Below are 16,883 nucleotides of genomic sequence, written 5' to 3'. Positions count from 1 at the left end.
TTCACGGTCAATCTAGCAGGATTGCCCGCTGTCGGCATCAACCCTGTTCGCGGATGGTTCCCCCCGCCCCTCGAAGCCGCTAGAACACGACCATGACGACGCGCCTGACTGCCGACCAAGACTTGACCGCCGCCCTGGCGCGGATGCTGGCCGCCACGGCCCGGCCCGGCGACACGATCCTGCTGGACGGGCCGGTGGGGGCGGGCAAGAGCCATTTCGCCCGCGCCTTCATCCGGGCGCGCCAGGGCCAGGGGGCCGAGGACGTGCCCAGCCCGACCTTCACCCTGGTCCAGACCTATGACGACCCCTTGGGCACCGAGATCTGGCACGCCGACCTGTATCGCCTGACCGATCCATCGGAACTGGCCGAACTGGGGCTGGACGAGGCGTTGGACAGCGCCATCTGCCTGATCGAATGGCCCGACCGGCTGGACCGCCTGCCGGACACGGCAATGACCGTTGCCATCGCCGCCCATGCCGACCCGGATCTGCGCACCATCACGCTAATCGCGCCCGATGCGGCCCGCGTCGCACAGCGCGCGGCGTTCGTGGCGGGGGCGGGCTGGGGTGATGCGCGGGTGCGGCCGCTGGCGGGCGACGCCTCGGCCCGGCGATATTTCCGGCTGACCGGCACGCAGGGCAGCGCGGTGCTGATGGACGATCCGTCACGGGCCTGCGAGCCATTCGTGGCGATGACGGGCTGGCTGCGCGGCCACGGGTTCGGGGCGCCCGCGATTCTGGCCCAGGATCAGGGGGCGGGGCTGCTGCTGGTGCAGGATCTGGGCGACGATCTGGTCGCCCGCGTTCTGGACCGCGACCCCGGCATGGCGCACCGCGCCTATGCCCGGATCACCGACCTGCTGGTCGATCTGCACCGCCGCCCGGTGCCGGATTTCGTGGCCCCCCTGGACGGACCGGTGCTGGCCGATCAGTCTGGGCTGTTTGCCGAGTGGTATCCGCAAGGCGCGGATATCGCGCCGCCGATCGCCGCGCTTCACGCCCGGCTGGCCGCCGATCTGCCCCCCGTGCTGGCGCTGCGCGATTTCCATGCCGAAAACATCATCTGGCGCGGCGACGCCCCCCTGGGCCTGATCGACTATCAGGACGCGGTGGCCTGCCATCCGGCCTATGATCTGGTGTCGGCCCTGCAGGACGCGCGCCGCGACGTGGACCCCGCCATCGAAGCGGACTGCATCGGCCGTTATCTGGCCGCGACCGGGTTGGACCCGGACCGGTTCCGCGCGGCCTATGCGCTCTTGGGGGCGCAGCGGAACCTGCGCATCCTGGGAATCTTTGCCCGGCTGTGCCTGCGCGACGGCAAGCCGCGATATCTGGATTTCATGCCCCGCGTCTGGGGATACGTGCAGCGCAACCTGGCCCATCCGGCGCTGGCGCCGCTGGCCGCCGTGCTGGCGGCTGTTCCCGCCCCCGATGCCGCCCTTGTCGAAAGCCTGCGTGACCGATGCGCCCGCTGATGATCTTTGCCGCCGGGCTGGGCACCCGGATGCGGCCCTTGACCGACACCTTGCCCAAGCCCCTGATCCCGGTCGCGGGCCGAACGCTGCTGGATCGCGCGCTGGATCTGGGCCGGGACGCAGGGGCGGGACCGGTCGTGGTCAACACGCATCATCTGGGAAACCGGATCGCCGCGCATCTGGCGGGCCGGAACGTGGCGATCAGCGATGAGCAGGGCACGATCCTGGACACCGGGGGCGGGTTGCGACAGGCGCTGCCGCTGCTGGGGCGGGGGCCGAAAGACAAATCCGGCCCGGTGATGACGCTGAATCCCGACGTGGTCTGGACCGGGCCGAACCCGCTGGCCGCGCTGAATGCGGCATGGCGCGACGACATGGACGTTCTGCTGATGCTGGTGCCGCTGGATCGGGCCACGGCGCGGCAGGGGGCGGGGGATTTTTCCCTGGACGGCGCGGGCCGGATCGCGCGGGGGGGCGATCTGGTTTATGGCGGCGCGCAGATCGTCCGCCCCGACCGGCTGGCGGATATCCCCGACCGGGTGTTTTCGCTGAACCGGCTGTGGGATCTGCTGATCGCACAGGGCCGCGCCCATGGCATCGTCCATCCCGGCGGCTGGTGCGACGTGGGCTATCCTGCCGCGATCCCCCTGGCCGAGGGGATGCTGCATGGCTGAACCCCCGTTCCGCGGCCTTTATGCCCTGCCGCCCGGCGCGGATTTCGCGGGCGAATTCGTGGCGGGGTTTCTGGACCGCATGGCGGGCCGCCCCCCCGAGGCGATGGCCCGGGTCACCATCTATGCCAATGCCACCCGCACCCTGGCCGAAATGAAATGCGCCTTCGACAAGCGCGGACCGCTGCTGCTGCCACGCCTTTTGCCGGTCACGAACCTGGACATCCCCGCGCTGGCCGACCTGCCGGAATCCGCACCCCTGGCCCGGCGGCTGCAACTGGCGCGGCTGGTGGCCAAGCTGCTGGATGCGCGGCGCGACCTGGCGGCGGGCCATTCCATCGCCAGCCTGGCCCGGTCGCTGGCCGAACTGATGCAGGAAATGCAGTACGAAGGGCTGGGCCCCGAGGCGCTGGAAGGCATCGACACCGGCGATCACGCCCGCCACTGGCAGAATGCCCTGGCCTTTCTGCGCATCGCGGCAGGGTTGCACCTGAACGGTCTGCCTGTGGACCGCGCCGCGCGCCAGCGTCTGGCCGCCGAGACCCTGAGCCAAGACTGGGGACGGGGCATCGACCTGCCGGACGGCCCGGTGATCGTCGCGGGATCGACCGGATCGCACGGCGCCACCCGGCTGTTCATGGAGGCGGTGGCCCGCCTGCCCGAAGGGGCGGTGGTGCTGCCGGGGTTCGATTTCGACCAGCCGCAATCGGTCTGGGACAGCCTGGACGCGGGGCTCGAGGATCACCCGCAGGCCCGGTTCGCCCCTCTGATCCATGCGCTGGGCCGTCCGGCCCGCTGGACCGACACCCCCCCGCCGGTGCCTGACCGCAACCGCCTGGTTGCGCTGGCGCTGCGGCCCGCGCCGGTCACGGACCAGTGGATCGCCGAGGGTCCGCGCCTGCCCGACCTGACGGACCCCACCCGCGACCTGACCCTGATCGAGGCCGAGCAGCCGGGCGAGGAGGCCGGGGTGATCGCCCTGCTGCTGCGCGACGCCGCCGAACGGCACGAACCCGCGACGCTGATTGCCGCAGACGGCAGCCTGATCCGCCGCGTCATCGCCGCGCTCGACCGCTGGCGGTTGTGCCCCGACGAAAGCGCGGGCCAGCCCCTGTCGCTGACCGCTCCGGGGCTGTTCATGCGTCAGGTGGCCGCGTTGTTCGGCCAGCCCCTGACCATCGACCGGCTGCTGGTGCTGCTGAAGCATCCGCTGACGATCACCGGATCGCCGCTGGTCGGCGCCAACGAGGCGCGGCTGATGGCGCGCGAGCTGGAACTGGAGCTGCGCCGCAACGGCCCGGCCTTTCCCGACGGCCGATGCCTGCGCGACTGGGCGGCGCGCGGCGACGGGCTGCGCAAGCGCTGGGCCGAATGGCTGGCCGACCTGCTGGACCGGATCATGCCGCTGGCCCGCGACCGCGCCGACCGGCCCCTGGCCGACCGGCTGCGCGATCTGGTCGCGCTGGCCGAATCGCTGGCCGCCGGGCCGGGCGGCGATGCGGGGGCCTCGCGCCTGTGGCAGGACCGCGACGGCACGCTGCTGCGGTCCACCATCGAGCATCTGGAAGATCACGCGGACCAGGGCCCGGCGCTGAGCCCGATCGAATTCTGCGCCCTGCTGCTGGACGAACTGTCCCGGCAGTCGGTGCGCATCGACGGCGAGGCGCATTACCTGCACATCCGCGGCCCGCGCGAGGCGCGCATCGCCGGCGACGGCGTGGTGATCCTGTCCGGCCTGAACGAAGGCGGCTGGCCGCAGGCCCTGACGCCCGATCCCTGGCTGTCGCGGCCCATGCGGCTGGCGGCGGGCCTGCCGCTGCCCGAACGCCGGATCGGCCTTGCCGCCCACGATTTCCAACAGGCGATGGGACTGCCGCGCGTGGTGCTGACACGGTCGCGCCGCGAGGCCGAGGCCGAGACGATCCCGTCACGCTGGCTGAACCGGCTGACCAACCTGATGAACGGCCTGCCCGAGCGCAGCGGCCCCGAGGCATTGGCGGCCATGCGCGCGCGGGGCGACCTGTGGCTGGCCCGTGCGGCGGCCTTGTCGCGCCCGTCCGGCCCGGTGCGGCCCGCGGCCCGCCCCTCGCCCATTCCGCCGGGGCCGCCGTTCCGGGAATTGCCCGTCACCGATGTCTCGCTGCTGATCCGCGATCCTTACGCGGTTTATGCCAAGCGCGTCCTGGGCCTGCGCCCGCTGCCGCCGCTGCGGCCCGAACCCGACGCGGCGCTGCGCGGCCAGACGCTGCATTCCATCATGGAATCGCTGATCGCCTCGAATCCCGCGCCCGACACCCCGCCCGAGGTTCTGAAGGCACGGTTCCTGTCCATGACCGCCGATGTGCTGTCGCGCGAGGTTCCCTGGCCCGCCGCCCGCGCCTTCTGGGCCGCGCGGATGGAGCGCATCGCCGACCGGATCTGCGCGGACGAACTGGCCCGCCTGGCCGAGGGGCGCCCGGTGGTCGTGGAAAAGCGCGGCCGTGTCGCGCTGCCGGGAATGGATTTCGTGCTGACCGCCCGTCCCGACCGGATCGACCTTCTGGGCGATGGCCGGGTGGTGATCTATGACTACAAGTCCGGCAAGCCGCCCACCGACCGTCAGATGGCGTCCTTTGACAAGCAGTTGATCCTCGAGGCGGCGATGGCGCGGCGCGGCGGGTTCGACGCGATCGGCCCGGCCGAGGTGGCAGGCATCCGCTATATCCATCTGGGCGGCGAGGGCGAGACCCATTCCCGCGATTATTCCCCCGGGCTGGAATCCGAAAACTGGGACGGCTTCGTGCGGCTGATCGCGGCTTACCTGTCGGGCGGGATCGGCTTTACCGCCATGCGGGCGCCCGAACAGATGGGCTATGCGGGCGACTACGACCATCTGGCGCGATACGGGGAATGGTCGCTGGCCGATGCGCCGCAGCCGGAAAGGGTCGGGGACCATGGATGAAGCCAGCCTCAACCAGATCGCCGCGGCCGATCCTGCCCGGTCCACCTGGCTGACGGCCAATGCCGGGTCGGGCAAGACCCGCGTGCTGACCGACCGGGTGGCGCGCCTGCTGCTGGCGGGCACGGCCCCCGAACGCATCCTGTGCCTGACCTATACCAAGGCCGCCGCGACCGAGATGCAGAACCGCCTGCTGCGCCGCCTGGGCCAGTGGGCGATGCTGCCCGAACCCGACCTGCGGCGCGAACTGGCGGACCTGGGCGAAGGGGTCGATGCCGCGATGCCCCCCCCGGACCTGGCCAATGCCCGCCGCCTGTTCGCCCGCGCCATCGAGACGCCGGGCGGGCTGAAGGTGCAGACCATCCACAGCTTCTGCGCGGCGCTCTTGCGGCGATTCCCGCTGGAGGCCGGGGTGCCGATGGGGTTCATGGAACTGGACGACCGATCGGCCCGCGCGCTGCGCGCCGAGATCGTCGAGACCATGGCGGCCCAAGGCCACGCGGCAATCCGCGACCTGACCGGGCTGGTTTCGGGCGACAATCTGGATGCCTTCCTGTCGGGCCTGTCCGAGGCCGATTTCCCCCGCGAACCCGACCCCGCGCCGATCTGGCGGGCCATGGGCCTGCCCCCGGACCTTGACGAGCCCGCCCTGCTGGCCCGGACCTTTCTGGGGGACGAGGCGGATCTGTTCGCGGCCCTGATCCCCTTTCTGGGCCGCGGCGGGACGACGGATGCGAAACTGGCCGAACAGCTTTCGCGCGGCAACTGGCGCAGTCCCGGCCTGCCGGACCTGCATCTGCTGTGCAAATGCGTGCTGTTCGGCCCCACCGCCCGCGTGCCCTTCGGTCCCAAGATCGGCGCGATCCCCACCAAGGCGCTGCGCCAAGGCCCCTGCGCCGCCTTCATGGCCGATCTGGAAGCCCTGATGGAACGCGTGGCCGAGGCCCGGCCCCTGTCCCTGGGCCTTGGGCTGGCCCGAAAGACACTGGCGCTGCACCGCTTTGCCCATGACTTCACCCGGCGGCTGGCGATCCAGAAGGCGACCCATGGCTGGCTGGATTTCGACGACCTGATCCGCCGCACCGCCGACCTGCTGGAAGAATCCAGCATGGCGCAGTGGGTGCTGTGGCGGCTGGACGGCGGCATCGACCATATCCTGGTCGATGAGGCGCAGGACACAAGCCCCGACCAGTGGCGGGTGATCCGGCGGCTGACCGATGAATTCACCAGCGGTCAGGGGGCGCATGACCGGCCCCGCACCCTGTTCGTGGTGGGCGATCCGAAACAGTCGATCTATTCCTTTCAGGGCGCCGACATCGCCGTGTTCGAATCCGTGCGCGACCGGTTCCGGCAGGACTTCGACAATGTCGGCCAGCCCATGCAGCAGCGCGGGCTGGCCCATTCCTTCCGGTCCTCGCCCGCGATCCTGTCGCTGGTCGATACCGTGTTTCAGGGCGACGCGGCGCAGGGACTGGGCGATCCGCCCTGCCACATCGCCTTTCGCGCCGACATGCCGGGCCGCGTTGACATCTGGCCGCCCCTGCCCGAGCCGCCCGATCCCGACCACGGCGACTGGACGCGCCCCGTGGACGCACCGGCCGAGAACGCCGCCGACACCCAGCTTGCCCGTGCCGTGGCGCGCCAGGTCCGGGCGATGATCGGCACGCCCATCACCGATGCCCGGTCGGGCCGGGTCAGGGCCATCGGGCCGGGCGACATCCAGATCCTCGTGCAGCGGCGGGCGGGGCTGTTCGACAACCTTATCCGCGAACTCAAGGCCGCGAACCTGCCCGTGGCGGGGGCCGACCGGCTGAAGCTGGCGGCCGAACTGGCGGTGCGCGACATCACCGCCGCGCTGTCCGTGGCCTCGACCCCCGAGGATGACCTGTGCTTGGCCGGCGTGCTGAAATCGCCGATCTGCGGAGTGTCCGAGGACGACCTGTACCGCCTGGCCGCGGGCCGGGGGCAGCAGACCCTGTGGCAGCGGTTGCGGGAATCGCCGCGCCATCGCCCGGCCTTCGAGATCCTGTATGACCTGCTGACCCAGGCCGACCACCTGCGCCCTTACGACCTGATCTCGCGCCTGCTGGTGCGCCATGGGGGCCGCGCCGCGCTGCTGGCCCGCCTTGGCCCCGAGGCCGAGGACGGCATCGACGAACTGCTGTCGCAGGCCTTGGCCTATGACCGGGTGGAAACGCCGTCGCTGACGGGGTTCCTGGTCTGGCTGGGCAGCGACGACGTGCAGGTCAAGCGGCAGATGCCGGGCGGTGCCAACGGCCTGATCCGGGTGATGACGGTGCACGGGTCCAAGGGACTGGAAAGCCCGGTGGTGATCCTGCCCGAAACCCGGTGCCGCAGGCCGGGGCGCGGCCAGCAGACCATCCGGCTGGACGGCCTGCCCGCCTGGCGCGGGCCCGCGGGCGACCGCCCCGACCCCGTGGCCCAGGCCGTGCGCGACCACGAGCGCCGCGCCGAGGAGGAGCGCCGCCGCCTGCTGTATGTCGCCATGACGCGGGCCGAAAGCTGGCTGATCGTGGCGGCGGCGGGCGATACGGGCAACGGGCTGGAATCCTGGCATTCCATGATCTCGGGCGGGGCGGAGCGCTGCGCGCTGAATCGCAGCACCGTCGAGATCGAGGGGATCGGCACCGCGCACCGGCTGTCCTTCGGCATCTGGCCCGATCAGAAGGTCGCGGCCGAAACCAGGGCCGAGGCCAGCCTTCCCCTGTCCGTTCGCCCGCCCGAATGGGCCAGCCGCCCTGCCCCGCCGCCGCCGCCGCGGCAGGATGCGATCGCCGCGACCGCCCTGGGCGGGGCCAAGGTGATCGGCGCTTCGGCCGGGGATTCGGACCCCGCGGCCGCCATGCTTTACGGCACGCGGCTGCATCTTCTGCTGGAACGGCTGCCCCACCAGCCCCCCGCCGACTGGCCGCGCCTTGCCCGCGCGATCCTGTCGGGGGCCGAGGGTGGCCTGCCCGACGCGGACGAGCTGGCCAGCCTGATGGCCGAGGCCGGGGCTGTCATCAATGCCCCCGGCCTGGCCCATGTGATGACCCCCGACCCTTCGGCCCAGGTTCTGGCCGAGGTGGCGCTGACGGCCCCCCTGCCGGGCATCGGCCCGGTCCATGGCAGCATTGATCGCCTGATCGTTGCCCCCGACCGGGTGCTGGCCGTTGACTACAAGTCGAACGCGGTCGTTCCCGACCGCCCCGAGGATACGCCCGAGGGCATCCTGCGCCAGATGGCGGCCTATCGCGCGGCGCTGCGGATGATCTGGCCGGACCGCCCGGTCGCGGTGGCGATCCTGTGGACCGTGGCCCGCAGCCTGATGACCATCCCCGACCCGGTCCTGGACCGCGCCATGGCTGCCCTTGACCCCAGGGCCCTGGCTTCATAGCTGTTGGACACAGTCCTTTTGCCGCAGCCTGCCGGCAATCATCCCTGGAAGGAGCGATCCCATGGCCACCAAAGCCGTCACCGACAGCCAGTTCGACGCCGAGGTCCGGCAGTCCGACACCCCCGTGATCGTGGATTTCTGGGCGGAATGGTGCGGCCCCTGCAAGCAGATCGGCCCCGCCCTGGAGGAACTGTCCAATGAATATGCGGGCAAGGTCAAGATCGTGAAGGTCAACATCGACGAGAACCAGGAACAGGCCGCGGCCCTGGGCGTGCGCGGCATCCCGGCGCTGTTCATGTTCAAGGACGGAGAGGTCGTGTCCAACCGCATGGGCGCCGCCCCCAAGGCCGCGCTGAAAAGCTGGATCGACGAATCGATCTGATCCCGCCGCTTTCGGCAGGGGGCGGCAGCCATGGGCTGGCCGCCCTTTTTCATTGACCCGCAACGACGGAGACCCCCATGGCGGATGACAGATTTCCCGGCTGGCACGGCACCACGATCCTGGCGGTGCGGCGCGGCGGTCGCGTGGTGGTTGCGGGCGACGGTCAGGTCAGCGTGGGCCAGACGGTGATGAAGGGCACGGCGCGCAAGGTCCGCCGCCTGACGCCGGGCGGGCGCGATGTGGTGGTGGGCTTTGCCGGATCGACGGCGGACGCCTTCACCCTGCTGGAGCGGCTGGAGAAAAAGCTGGAATCCGCGCCCGGCCAGTTGCAGCGCGCCTGCGTCGATCTGGCCAAGGACTGGCGCATGGACAAATACCTGCGCAACCTGGAAGCTATGCTGATCGTCACCGATGGACAGGACATCTATGTCGTGACCGGCGCGGGCGACGTGCTGGAACCCGAACACGACGTGGCCGCCATCGGATCGGGCGGCAATTTCGCGCTGGCTGCGGCGCGGGGCCTGATGGACACCGACCTGGACGCCGAAACCGTGGCCCGCAAGGCCATGGCGATTGCCGCGGACATCTGCGTCTATACCAATGGCAAGCTGACGGTCGAGGTGATCGGGGGCTGAAGGATCGCCCCCCCAGCCCCCGCCCGCGTCAGACGCCTTCCTTGTCGGCCAGTCCTTTCAGCAGCGCCATGCGTTCGGCCGTGAAATCGCCGTCCTGCGGGATCAGGCCCTGCATGGCGCGGACGAAGAACTGCCGATAATCCTCGGCCTTCAGGCACCAGGCCAGCAGCTTGACCCCCTGCGGCGGATTGACCAGCACCAACGGCAGCACGACGCGCTGCGAAACCTGGTCAGACAGGTCGGTATAGCCGAAACCCACCGGCCTGCTGTCGCGGATCGATTCGTGCAGGGCGCGCAGGTCGGCCTCGGCCGCCGGGGGCATGTCGGCCCGGAAGGATTGCGAGGGCAGCACGTCCAGCTTGCGGTAAAGCCGCAGCAGCAGCGCACCTTCCGGGTCCGTCTCGGCCAGGCGCAGGGCCGTGGCGCGGGCGGCGGCGGCACCCACCGGATCGCCCCGGTACTGGACCACAGCCAGCCCGCGCAAGGCGGCATCGCGCAGGCCCGGATCCATGGTGGACCCTCCGACCGGCGCCGCGATCGCCCGATGGCCCAGGCTGATGGCGGCCGTTCCGGCAGCCAGGCAGGCGCCAAGCGCACGCCTTGTCAGCAGGGGGGTCGGGGGCGCATCGCCACGGGGTCGCATCGCTTTCGTCCTTTTGATGAAATGGGAACGCGCACCAGGCCGCGGGCCGACGATTCGTTCCAGATTTTCATCCCGGATGATGCAAAAATCCCCTACCTTGATGCAGAAATGAAACAGGACATCACCCTTGCGCCCATGACGGCAGCCGACCTGCCCCTGCTGGCGGGCTGGATGGCACAGCCCCATTGGCACGAATGGTGGGCCGCCGATGTCGAGACCGAACTTGGCTATCTCCGCGACATGCTTGGGGGCCGCGACAGCACGCGGCCTTTCCTGTTTTCCCTGGACGGCCGGCCCGTGGGCTATATCCAGGTCTGGCGCGTCGCCGATGCGCGGGTCGAACCCTGGCTGACCGAGGCGCCCTGGGTGATGGACCTGCCCGACGATGCGGTGGGGGTCGATCTGTCGATCGGTCCTGCCGGATCGCTGTCGCAGGACATCGGATCGCGCGCCCTGGCGGCCTTTGTCTCCATGCTGCGGGCCGAAGGATATCGGACCATCGTCATCGATCCCGATCCCGCCAACGCCCGGGCCATCCGCGCTTATGAAAAGGCCGGATTCAGGCCGATCCCCTTGCTGCGGGGCCGGACGCCCGGTTGCCTGCTGATGCAGCATCACGATCGACCTCTGGCGGACGGGTGATGGGCAGGCCCGGCAGATGTGCAAATCCCGGGCGCGGGGCCCGGCACTCGGGTGTCATCACACAGCGGTCACAACCGGACGGTCGCCACGTTGTCCTTGTAGCTTTCCTTGGGATCGGCGAGGCCCAGGGTGGTCATGATGCCCGCCACCAAGCTGGAGCCGTCCTTCCAGATCTCGGCCTTTCGGGGGTCGAACCGCAGCAGGGCCAGCTTGGGGTCGTCCCTGCCGTCCTCGTACCAGGCAGCGATGTGGCTGTTCCACAGCCGGTCCACCACGGCGCGGTCGGTGTGCTCGGTCAGGGTGCCCTCGATCGAGGCCCAGAGTTCGTGACCTTTGGACACGAAATGGGCTCCGGCGTCCTGCGTGCCCCCGGCCAGCTTTTGCACCAGCGCGCTGTCTTTCGACGTGAAGAACCACAATGGGCCGTTGTCGTCGTTCTCGATCACGGCGGTCATGGGCCGGGTATGACCGTGTTCGCTGCCGACCAGTCCCAGCATTACGGTCATGTCCGACCGCAGCGCCTTCCACAGTCGGGCCTTCAGGTCTTCGGGGGTGGACATAGCGATTCCTCCGGTTCGCGTTGCGCAAGGCAACGTGATGCCAAGGGGTTTGTTCCGGGGCTGCCGGGGCGGCGCGATGCCGCAGGGCGGCCGGACAAGCCGTAGGCAGGAAAGGCCTAGCCGGCTTTCTTGGCCTCCATATAGGCGCGCAGGACCGCATTCATCCGCGTCTGATAGCCCTTTCCCTGGGCGCGAAAGAAATCCAGCACATCCGGGTCGATGCGGATCGATACCGCTTTCTTGGGCTCGGGGATGACAAGCCGCGCGGTGGACCAGTCCACCTCGAAATCGTCCTCATCCTCGCCCTCGAAATCGCCTTCGCGGGCAAGGCGGTCCCAGTCAGTCCTGCCCTTCATCCGCCGGATTTCCGCCAGAGTATAAGGCCCTGAAATCTTTTCGTTCATCTCTCCGTGCCCTCCGAGCAGTTATGAGGCGGATCATACCGTTCCGGACCGTATAAACGACCGCAATATGGGCCCCGCCCAGCATGCCGATGGCAATGTAACGTCGCTCGGCATCACCCTTTCCTGGAAGTTTCAGATAAGTATCGGCAAAGATTTCGACTGCATCAATAAAATCGATGCCATGCTTCTTTAAGGTCGCAAGACGCTTAGTCTCATCCCATGCGAACATTGTGCTTATTCCTAAGCTGGTTAATGCATCATAAGCACCTCCTGGCTCCAGTCCTGTTTGGGTTATATCTACATGTGTAGATACAGTTTGCAACCCTTCAAAACCCTGCCGCGACTGTTTATCTGCGGATGAACCCAACCAAGGCAGACCCATGACCGACCTGACCCCGCGCGAGATCGTCTCTGAACTGGACCGCTTCATCATCGGCCAGAAGGACGCCAAGCGCGCCGTGGCCGTGGCGCTGCGCAACCGCTGGCGGCGCAAGCAACTGGGTGACGACCTGCGCGACGAGGTCTATCCCAAGAACATCCTGATGATCGGCCCGACCGGCGTCGGCAAGACCGAGATCAGCCGGCGACTGGCCAAGCTGGCCAACGCCCCCTTCATCAAGGTCGAGGCCACCAAGTTCACCGAGGTGGGCTATGTCGGGCGCGACGTGGAACAGATCATCCGCGACCTGACCGACGCGGCCATGATCGACACGCGCGAGCGGATGCGCGAGGCGGTCAAGGCCCGCGCCCACAAATCGGCCGAGGACCGAGTGATCGAGGCCCTGGCCGGCAAGGACGCGCGCGACGGCACCCGCCAGATGTTCCGCGACAAGCTGAAGCGCGGCGAACTGGACGGCACCGTGATCGAACTGGAGATGCAGGACACCTCGAACCCCTTCGGCGCGATGGAAATTCCGGGCCAGCCGGGCCAGCCGCTGGGCGGCATGATGGACCTGTCGGGGCTGATGAAGGCGTTCGGCGGGCGCCGGGTGCGGCGAAAGATCACGGTTGCCGAAAGCTATGACCTGCTGATCGCCGAAGAGGCCGACAAGCTGCTGGACGACGATGCGGTCAAGGCCGACGCGCTTGAGGCCGTGCAGCAGAACGGCATCGTCTTCATCGACGAGATCGACAAGGTCTGCGCCCGCACCGATGCGCGCGGCGGCGATATCAGCCGCGAGGGCGTGCAGCGCGACCTGCTGCCGCTGATCGAGGGCACGACCGTCGGCACCAAATACGGCCCCGTCAAGACCGACCATATCCTGTTCATCGCCTCGGGCGCGTTCCACGTCGCCAAGCCCAGCGACCTGTTGCCCGAACTGCAGGGCCGCCTGCCGATCCGGGTCGAACTGCGCGCCCTGACCGAAGAGGATTTCATCCGCATCCTGACCGAAACCGACAATGCCCTGACGCGGCAATACACCGCCCTGATGGCGACCGAGGGCGTGACCGTATCCTTTGCCGACGACGGTATCGCCGCCCTGGCCCGCATCGCCGCCGAGGTGAATGCCGCCGTCGAAAACATCGGCGCCCGCCGGCTGTACACCGTCATCGAACGCGTGTTCGAGGACCTGTCCTTTACCGCCCCCGACAAGGGCGGCGAGGCGGTTCAGGTCGATGCCGCCTATGTCGAGCGCCATCTGGGCGATCTGGCGCGGTCCACGGATCTGTCGCGCTACGTCCTGTAACCGGAACCGCCGGCCCGGTTCCGGGTTGGCCTGGCATGACAAAGGGGGATCGGATCATGGGTTATGTTTTCGGAATCGTCATCTTCGTGCTGGATGTCTGGGCAATCGCCTCGGTCATCAACGCGAATGCGACGATGGGAACCAAGATCCTGTGGATCGCCCTGATCGCCATCCTGCCGGTGGTAGGCCTGATCCTGTGGTACTTCATGGGGCCCAAGGCGAATTACGGGCGATAGATGGGGATCGATCCCGTCAAGGGCGACAGGCACCGTTCCGGCATGTCAGCCCGGCGGGGTTCCCCGATGTGGCGATAGTCGCCGGATTTCAGCCTGAGCGACGCAGATAGACGTAATATGCCCCATCCCCGCCATGGCGGTAATGGGCAGCCGTGACCTGCTGGACCACCGAGGCAAGGGGCGGCATCCCCAGCCAATGCGGCACCTGATGGCGCAAGGCGCCGGGCCGGGTGGGCAGCGGGCCATGATCGCCCCGGCCCTTGCCGGTGATCACCAGAACCAGCCGTCGCCCCTGCGCCTGGCTGGACAGGATAAAGCCGATCAGGACCGGATGAGCCACCGCCAGGGTCATGCCATGCAGATCCAGCCGCGCCTCGGGCCGAAGCTTGCCCTGGGCCATGCGGCGGTGGACCTTGTGATCCATGCGGAGGGGCTGCTGGGCCAGCCGCTGCGCCGGGCTGGACGGGCCGGGCACCGAGACCGGCCGCGAGGGGGCCGACTGGCCCAGGGTGAATTCCGGGACCGCTGGACGGATGGGACCGGGTTTCGGGGCGGGCCTTGGTTCGGACTCGGTCGGCCGGGGCCGTTCGGGATGCAGGGGCATGGCGGTGCGCGCCACGCGCGACCACAGTTCGCTATCCTCGGGGGTCAGGCCCCGGCGGCGCCGGCCCATGTCAGCCGGTCGCGACCAGTTGCCAGTTCGGGTCGTCCTGACCCATGCGGCGGGCAAAGGTCCAGGTGTCGCGCTGCTTGCGGGGGGTCTTGGGATCACCCTCGACCACGTTGCCCTGGGCATCGCGGGTGACGGCGATCAGTTCGCCCACGAAGCGGACGGACACCTCGCCGATGCCGGTGACAGGGTCGAACTCCGCGCCTGCCAGGCTGGTGTCGCGGGTTCCGATATATTGCGCCTCGACCTTCTGGCCGTTGGCAATGCGTGAATCGATGACCGACTGCAACGCCTCGGCCACGGGCTCGGCCAGAAACGGCCGCACCTCGGACAGGTCGCCCCGCTCGAAGGCCATCAGGATCATCTCGTAGGCGGCCTTGGCGCCGGTCAGGAACTCTCCCACGGCGAACGACGGCTCGGCGGCCTTCATGGCAGCCAGGGCACTGGCCGTGGAACTGCCCGCCTCGGCATGATCCAGGATATCGTGATCGGCCTCGTTGGCCGTTCCCTCGATCACATCGAAACGAGGGCGGGAACGTTCGGCCGAGTCCACCTGCGGCGGCTCGTATCCGTCGCGTGTACCCAGCACGTTGCGCAGGCGCAGGATAAGGAAAATCGCGATCCCCGCCAGGACAAGCAACTGCAGCAAGGGGTTGTTCATGCGATTGGCCTCATCTCGACTTGGCTGGTATCCGTGATCTGGGTCATTATGTAGGGATTGGGCCGGGGCAAGTCCAGTTATCCCCCGACCCGGAAAGGAAATGTCATGTGGCTGTTGTGGCTGGTCGCGGCCCTGCCGATCATCGAAATCGCGCTGTTCATCCAGGTGGGCGGCCTGATCGGGCTGTGGGCCACGCTGGGGCTGGTGGTGCTGTCGGCGATGCTGGGGATCGCGGTGATCCGCAGCCAGGGTGTCCACGCCTGGCAGGAGGCGCAGCGCAGCCTGATGCAGCTCCGCGATCCGTCGCGACCGCTGGCCCATGGGATGATGCTGATGGTCGCGGGGCTGTTGCTGATCATGCCGGGCTTTCTGACCGACAGCCTTGGACTGCTGCTGCTGATTCCCCCGGTGCGCGACCTGCTGATGCGGCGGGCGGGCCGGCGGATGCGGGTGCGGACCACCGTCGCCACGGCCCGACGCGAGGCGCACCGCCCCCCTTATGCAGGGGGGGTCATCGACGCCGATTACGTGGTCGAGGACGATCTGCCGCGGGATCGGCCTGTCCCCCCAGACCTGCCCAACGACGACGCCGACAACGGCATGGGCGACAGGACCGTGCCCCCGCGCCACGACGGATCGGGCTGGACCCGCCATTGAGAAGACGGGCCGCGGCTGATAGAAGCCGGGCCAGATCGCAAGCTGCAAGGAAAGACCATGGCCGACGAAACAACCCCCAACGGCGCGGCGCCAGCGGCCCCGCAGGTGCGGATGCAGGTTCTCGCGCAATACATCCGCGACCTGTCCTTTGAAAATGCCGTCGCCACCAAGGGCGCCCCCCAGGGCGAGGTCCAGCCCGAGATCACGGTCCAGGTCAGCCTGGATGCCCGCAAGCGCGGTACGGAAAACCAGTACGAGGTGATTTCCAAGTTCCGCGTCACCTCGACCAACAAGTCCGACAAGGCGACGCTGTTCCTGGCCGAACTAGACTATGGCGGGGTGTTCCTGATCGAGGGCGTGCCCGAGGATCAGATGCACCCCTTTCTGATGATCGAATGCCCGCGGATGCTGTTTCCCTTTGTGCGCCGCATCATTTCGGATGTGACGCGGGACGGGGGCTTTCCGCCCTTCAACATGGACCCCGTGGATTTCGTGGCGCTGTATCGCCAGGAACTGGCCCGGCGGGCCCAGACGCAGGGCGCGGCGGGCGCAGCCCCGGACCAGCGGCTGTCCTGATCCGACATGGCGCCGCGACCGCGCCGGGCCTGGCAGCGGATGCTGTCGGGCCGGCGTCTGGACCTTCTGGACCCGACGCCGCTGGACATCGAGATCACCGATATCGCCCACGGTCTGGCCTTCGTGGCGCGCTGGAATGGCCAGACCGCGGGGGACTGGCCTTACTCCGTCGCCGAGCATTCCCTGCTGGTCGAGAATATTCTGGCCCGGCTTTATCCGGCCATCGAAATGAAGTGGCGTCTGGCCGCGCTTTTACATGATGCGCCCGAATATGTGATCGGCGACATGATTTCCCCGGTCAAATCGGCATTGGGCGCGGAATATGGCCGCATGGACGAACGGCTTGCAGCAGCAATCCACCGCAGGTTCGGCCTGCCCGCGGTATTGCCCCAGCCGGTAAAGGCCCGCATAAAGGCCGCCGACCGCGTTTCGGCGCGCCTGGAGGCGGTGGGCATCGCCGGGTTCGAGCGATCCGAGGCACGGCGCCTGTTCCCGCTGCGGGACGAATCCATCCTTGCGGATCTGGACCTGCGCCTGCGCCCCCCGGCCGAGGTTCGCGCAGCCTTTCTGGAGCGTTTCGACGCGCTGATGGCCGAAAACCAGGAAAGGCGCTGAAACGGGCCGCCCTGCCAAAAGCGCCCGTTTCAA

18 protein-coding genes are annotated in these 16,883 nt (G+C 68.6%); 12 read left to right on the top strand and 6 right to left on the bottom strand.

Features of this window, described 5'->3' with window-relative positions:
• The first annotated feature begins 92 nt into the window (after positions 1-92).
• The 6 genes from tsaE to hslV all read left to right on the top strand — a co-directional run bounded on the left by tsaE (position 93) and on the right by hslV (position 9,498).
• Positions 93-1,475 (top strand): tRNA (adenosine(37)-N6)-threonylcarbamoyltransferase complex ATPase subunit type 1 TsaE, encoded by a 1,383-nt coding sequence (gene tsaE, locus EYE42_RS08685; RefSeq protein ID WP_130990923.1) that lies wholly within the window; start codon positions 93-95, stop codon positions 1,473-1,475.
• Positions 1,463-2,149, top strand: a complete 687-nt coding sequence (locus EYE42_RS08680; protein WP_246020670.1) for a nucleotidyltransferase family protein — start codon at positions 1,463-1,465, stop codon at positions 2,147-2,149. The genes tsaE and EYE42_RS08680 overlap by 13 nt, the downstream gene beginning before the upstream one ends.
• Positions 2,142-5,087, top strand: a complete 2,946-nt coding sequence (gene addB / locus EYE42_RS08675; protein WP_130990922.1) for a double-strand break repair protein AddB — start codon at positions 2,142-2,144, stop codon at positions 5,085-5,087. The genes EYE42_RS08680 and addB overlap by 8 nt, the downstream gene beginning before the upstream one ends.
• Positions 5,080-8,481, top strand: a complete 3,402-nt coding sequence (gene addA / locus EYE42_RS08670) for a double-strand break repair helicase AddA (protein ID WP_246020669.1) — start codon at positions 5,080-5,082, stop codon at positions 8,479-8,481. Before addB ends, addA begins: the two co-directional genes overlap by 8 nt.
• A gap of 61 nt (positions 8,482-8,542) precedes the next feature.
• The gene (gene trxA / locus EYE42_RS08665; RefSeq protein ID WP_130990921.1) at positions 8,543-8,863 is read left to right on the top strand and encodes a thioredoxin; all 321 of its coding nucleotides are present in this window, start codon (positions 8,543-8,545) and stop codon (positions 8,861-8,863) included.
• 77 nt (positions 8,864-8,940) lie between these two features.
• Positions 8,941-9,498, top strand: coding sequence for an ATP-dependent protease subunit HslV (gene hslV / locus EYE42_RS08660; protein ID WP_130990920.1), 558 nt, complete (start codon positions 8,941-8,943; stop codon positions 9,496-9,498).
• Between the two features lie 28 nt (positions 9,499-9,526).
• On the opposite strand, the gene EYE42_RS08655 is transcribed toward hslV, so the two are convergent.
• Complete coding sequence (locus EYE42_RS08655; protein WP_130990919.1) at positions 9,527-10,141, bottom strand: WYL domain-containing protein; 615 nt, start codon at positions 10,139-10,141, stop codon at positions 9,527-9,529.
• A gap of 108 nt (positions 10,142-10,249) precedes the next feature.
• Between EYE42_RS08655 and EYE42_RS08650 the strand changes: the two genes are divergently transcribed.
• Entirely contained in the window at positions 10,250-10,783 is a 534-nt protein-coding gene (locus tag EYE42_RS08650; protein ID WP_130990918.1) for a GNAT family N-acetyltransferase, read from the top strand.
• A 68-nt stretch (positions 10,784-10,851) separates the two neighbouring features.
• Here EYE42_RS08650 and EYE42_RS08645 read toward each other — a convergent pair whose 3' ends face one another.
• The 3 genes from EYE42_RS08645 to EYE42_RS08635 form a co-directional block, all read right to left on the bottom strand.
• Entirely contained in the window at positions 10,852-11,343 is a 492-nt protein-coding gene (locus EYE42_RS08645; RefSeq protein WP_130990917.1) for a pyridoxamine 5'-phosphate oxidase family protein, read from the bottom strand.
• A 116-nt stretch (positions 11,344-11,459) separates the two neighbouring features.
• Positions 11,460-11,699 carry a BrnA antitoxin family protein gene (locus EYE42_RS08640; protein WP_246020668.1) on the bottom strand — a complete coding sequence of 80 codons (240 nt, stop codon included), beginning with the start codon at positions 11,697-11,699 and terminating at the stop codon, positions 11,460-11,462.
• Entirely contained in the window at positions 11,683-12,129 is a 447-nt protein-coding gene (locus tag EYE42_RS08635) for a BrnT family toxin (protein WP_211657910.1), read from the bottom strand. Before EYE42_RS08635 ends, EYE42_RS08640 begins: the two co-directional genes overlap by 17 nt.
• On the opposite strand from EYE42_RS08635, the gene hslU reads away from it, so the two are divergent.
• Positions 12,128-13,435 carry an ATP-dependent protease ATPase subunit HslU gene (gene hslU / locus EYE42_RS08630; RefSeq protein WP_130990915.1) on the top strand — a complete coding sequence of 436 codons (1,308 nt, stop codon included), beginning with the start codon at positions 12,128-12,130 and terminating at the stop codon, positions 13,433-13,435. The two genes, EYE42_RS08635 and hslU, sit on opposite strands and share 2 nt — an antisense overlap.
• Positions 13,436-13,491: 56 nt before the next feature.
• On the top strand, positions 13,492-13,671 hold the full coding sequence (locus EYE42_RS08625) for a PLD nuclease N-terminal domain-containing protein (protein WP_130990914.1): 180 nt from the start codon (positions 13,492-13,494) through the stop codon (positions 13,669-13,671).
• Between the two features lie 88 nt (positions 13,672-13,759).
• Here EYE42_RS08625 and EYE42_RS08620 read toward each other — a convergent pair whose 3' ends face one another.
• Both EYE42_RS08620 and EYE42_RS08615 read right to left on the bottom strand, forming a co-directional pair.
• A complete protein-coding gene (locus EYE42_RS08620) occupies positions 13,760-14,344 on the bottom strand; it encodes a Smr/MutS family protein (protein WP_130990913.1) in 585 nt (194 codons plus the stop codon).
• A gap of 1 nt (position 14,345) precedes the next feature.
• Entirely contained in the window at positions 14,346-15,002 is a 657-nt protein-coding gene (locus EYE42_RS08615; protein WP_130990912.1) for a Tim44/TimA family putative adaptor protein, read from the bottom strand.
• Between the two features lie 105 nt (positions 15,003-15,107).
• Here EYE42_RS08615 and EYE42_RS08610 point away from each other — a divergent pair, with 105 nt between their 5' ends.
• The 3 genes from EYE42_RS08610 to EYE42_RS08600 are packed head-to-tail and all read left to right on the top strand — an operon-like array spanning position 15,108 to position 16,850.
• Positions 15,108-15,659, top strand: coding sequence for an FxsA family protein (locus EYE42_RS08610; protein ID WP_130990911.1), 552 nt, complete (start codon positions 15,108-15,110; stop codon positions 15,657-15,659).
• A 57-nt stretch (positions 15,660-15,716) separates the two neighbouring features.
• Positions 15,717-16,235: a protein-export chaperone SecB gene (secB, locus tag EYE42_RS08605; protein WP_130990910.1), complete on the top strand. Its 519-nt coding sequence runs from the start codon at positions 15,717-15,719 to the stop codon at positions 16,233-16,235.
• Between the two features lie 6 nt (positions 16,236-16,241).
• Positions 16,242-16,850 carry an HD domain-containing protein gene (locus EYE42_RS08600; protein WP_130990909.1) on the top strand — a complete coding sequence of 203 codons (609 nt, stop codon included), beginning with the start codon at positions 16,242-16,244 and terminating at the stop codon, positions 16,848-16,850.
• The last annotated feature ends 33 nt before the right edge of the window (positions 16,851-16,883 follow it).

It is taken from the genome of Paracoccus subflavus, assembly GCF_004310345.1.
GTDB lineage: Bacteria > Pseudomonadota > Alphaproteobacteria > Rhodobacterales > Rhodobacteraceae > Paracoccus > Paracoccus subflavus.
Note: the sequence above shows the minus strand (reverse complement) of the source record. Positions and strands in the feature narration are given on the sequence as shown.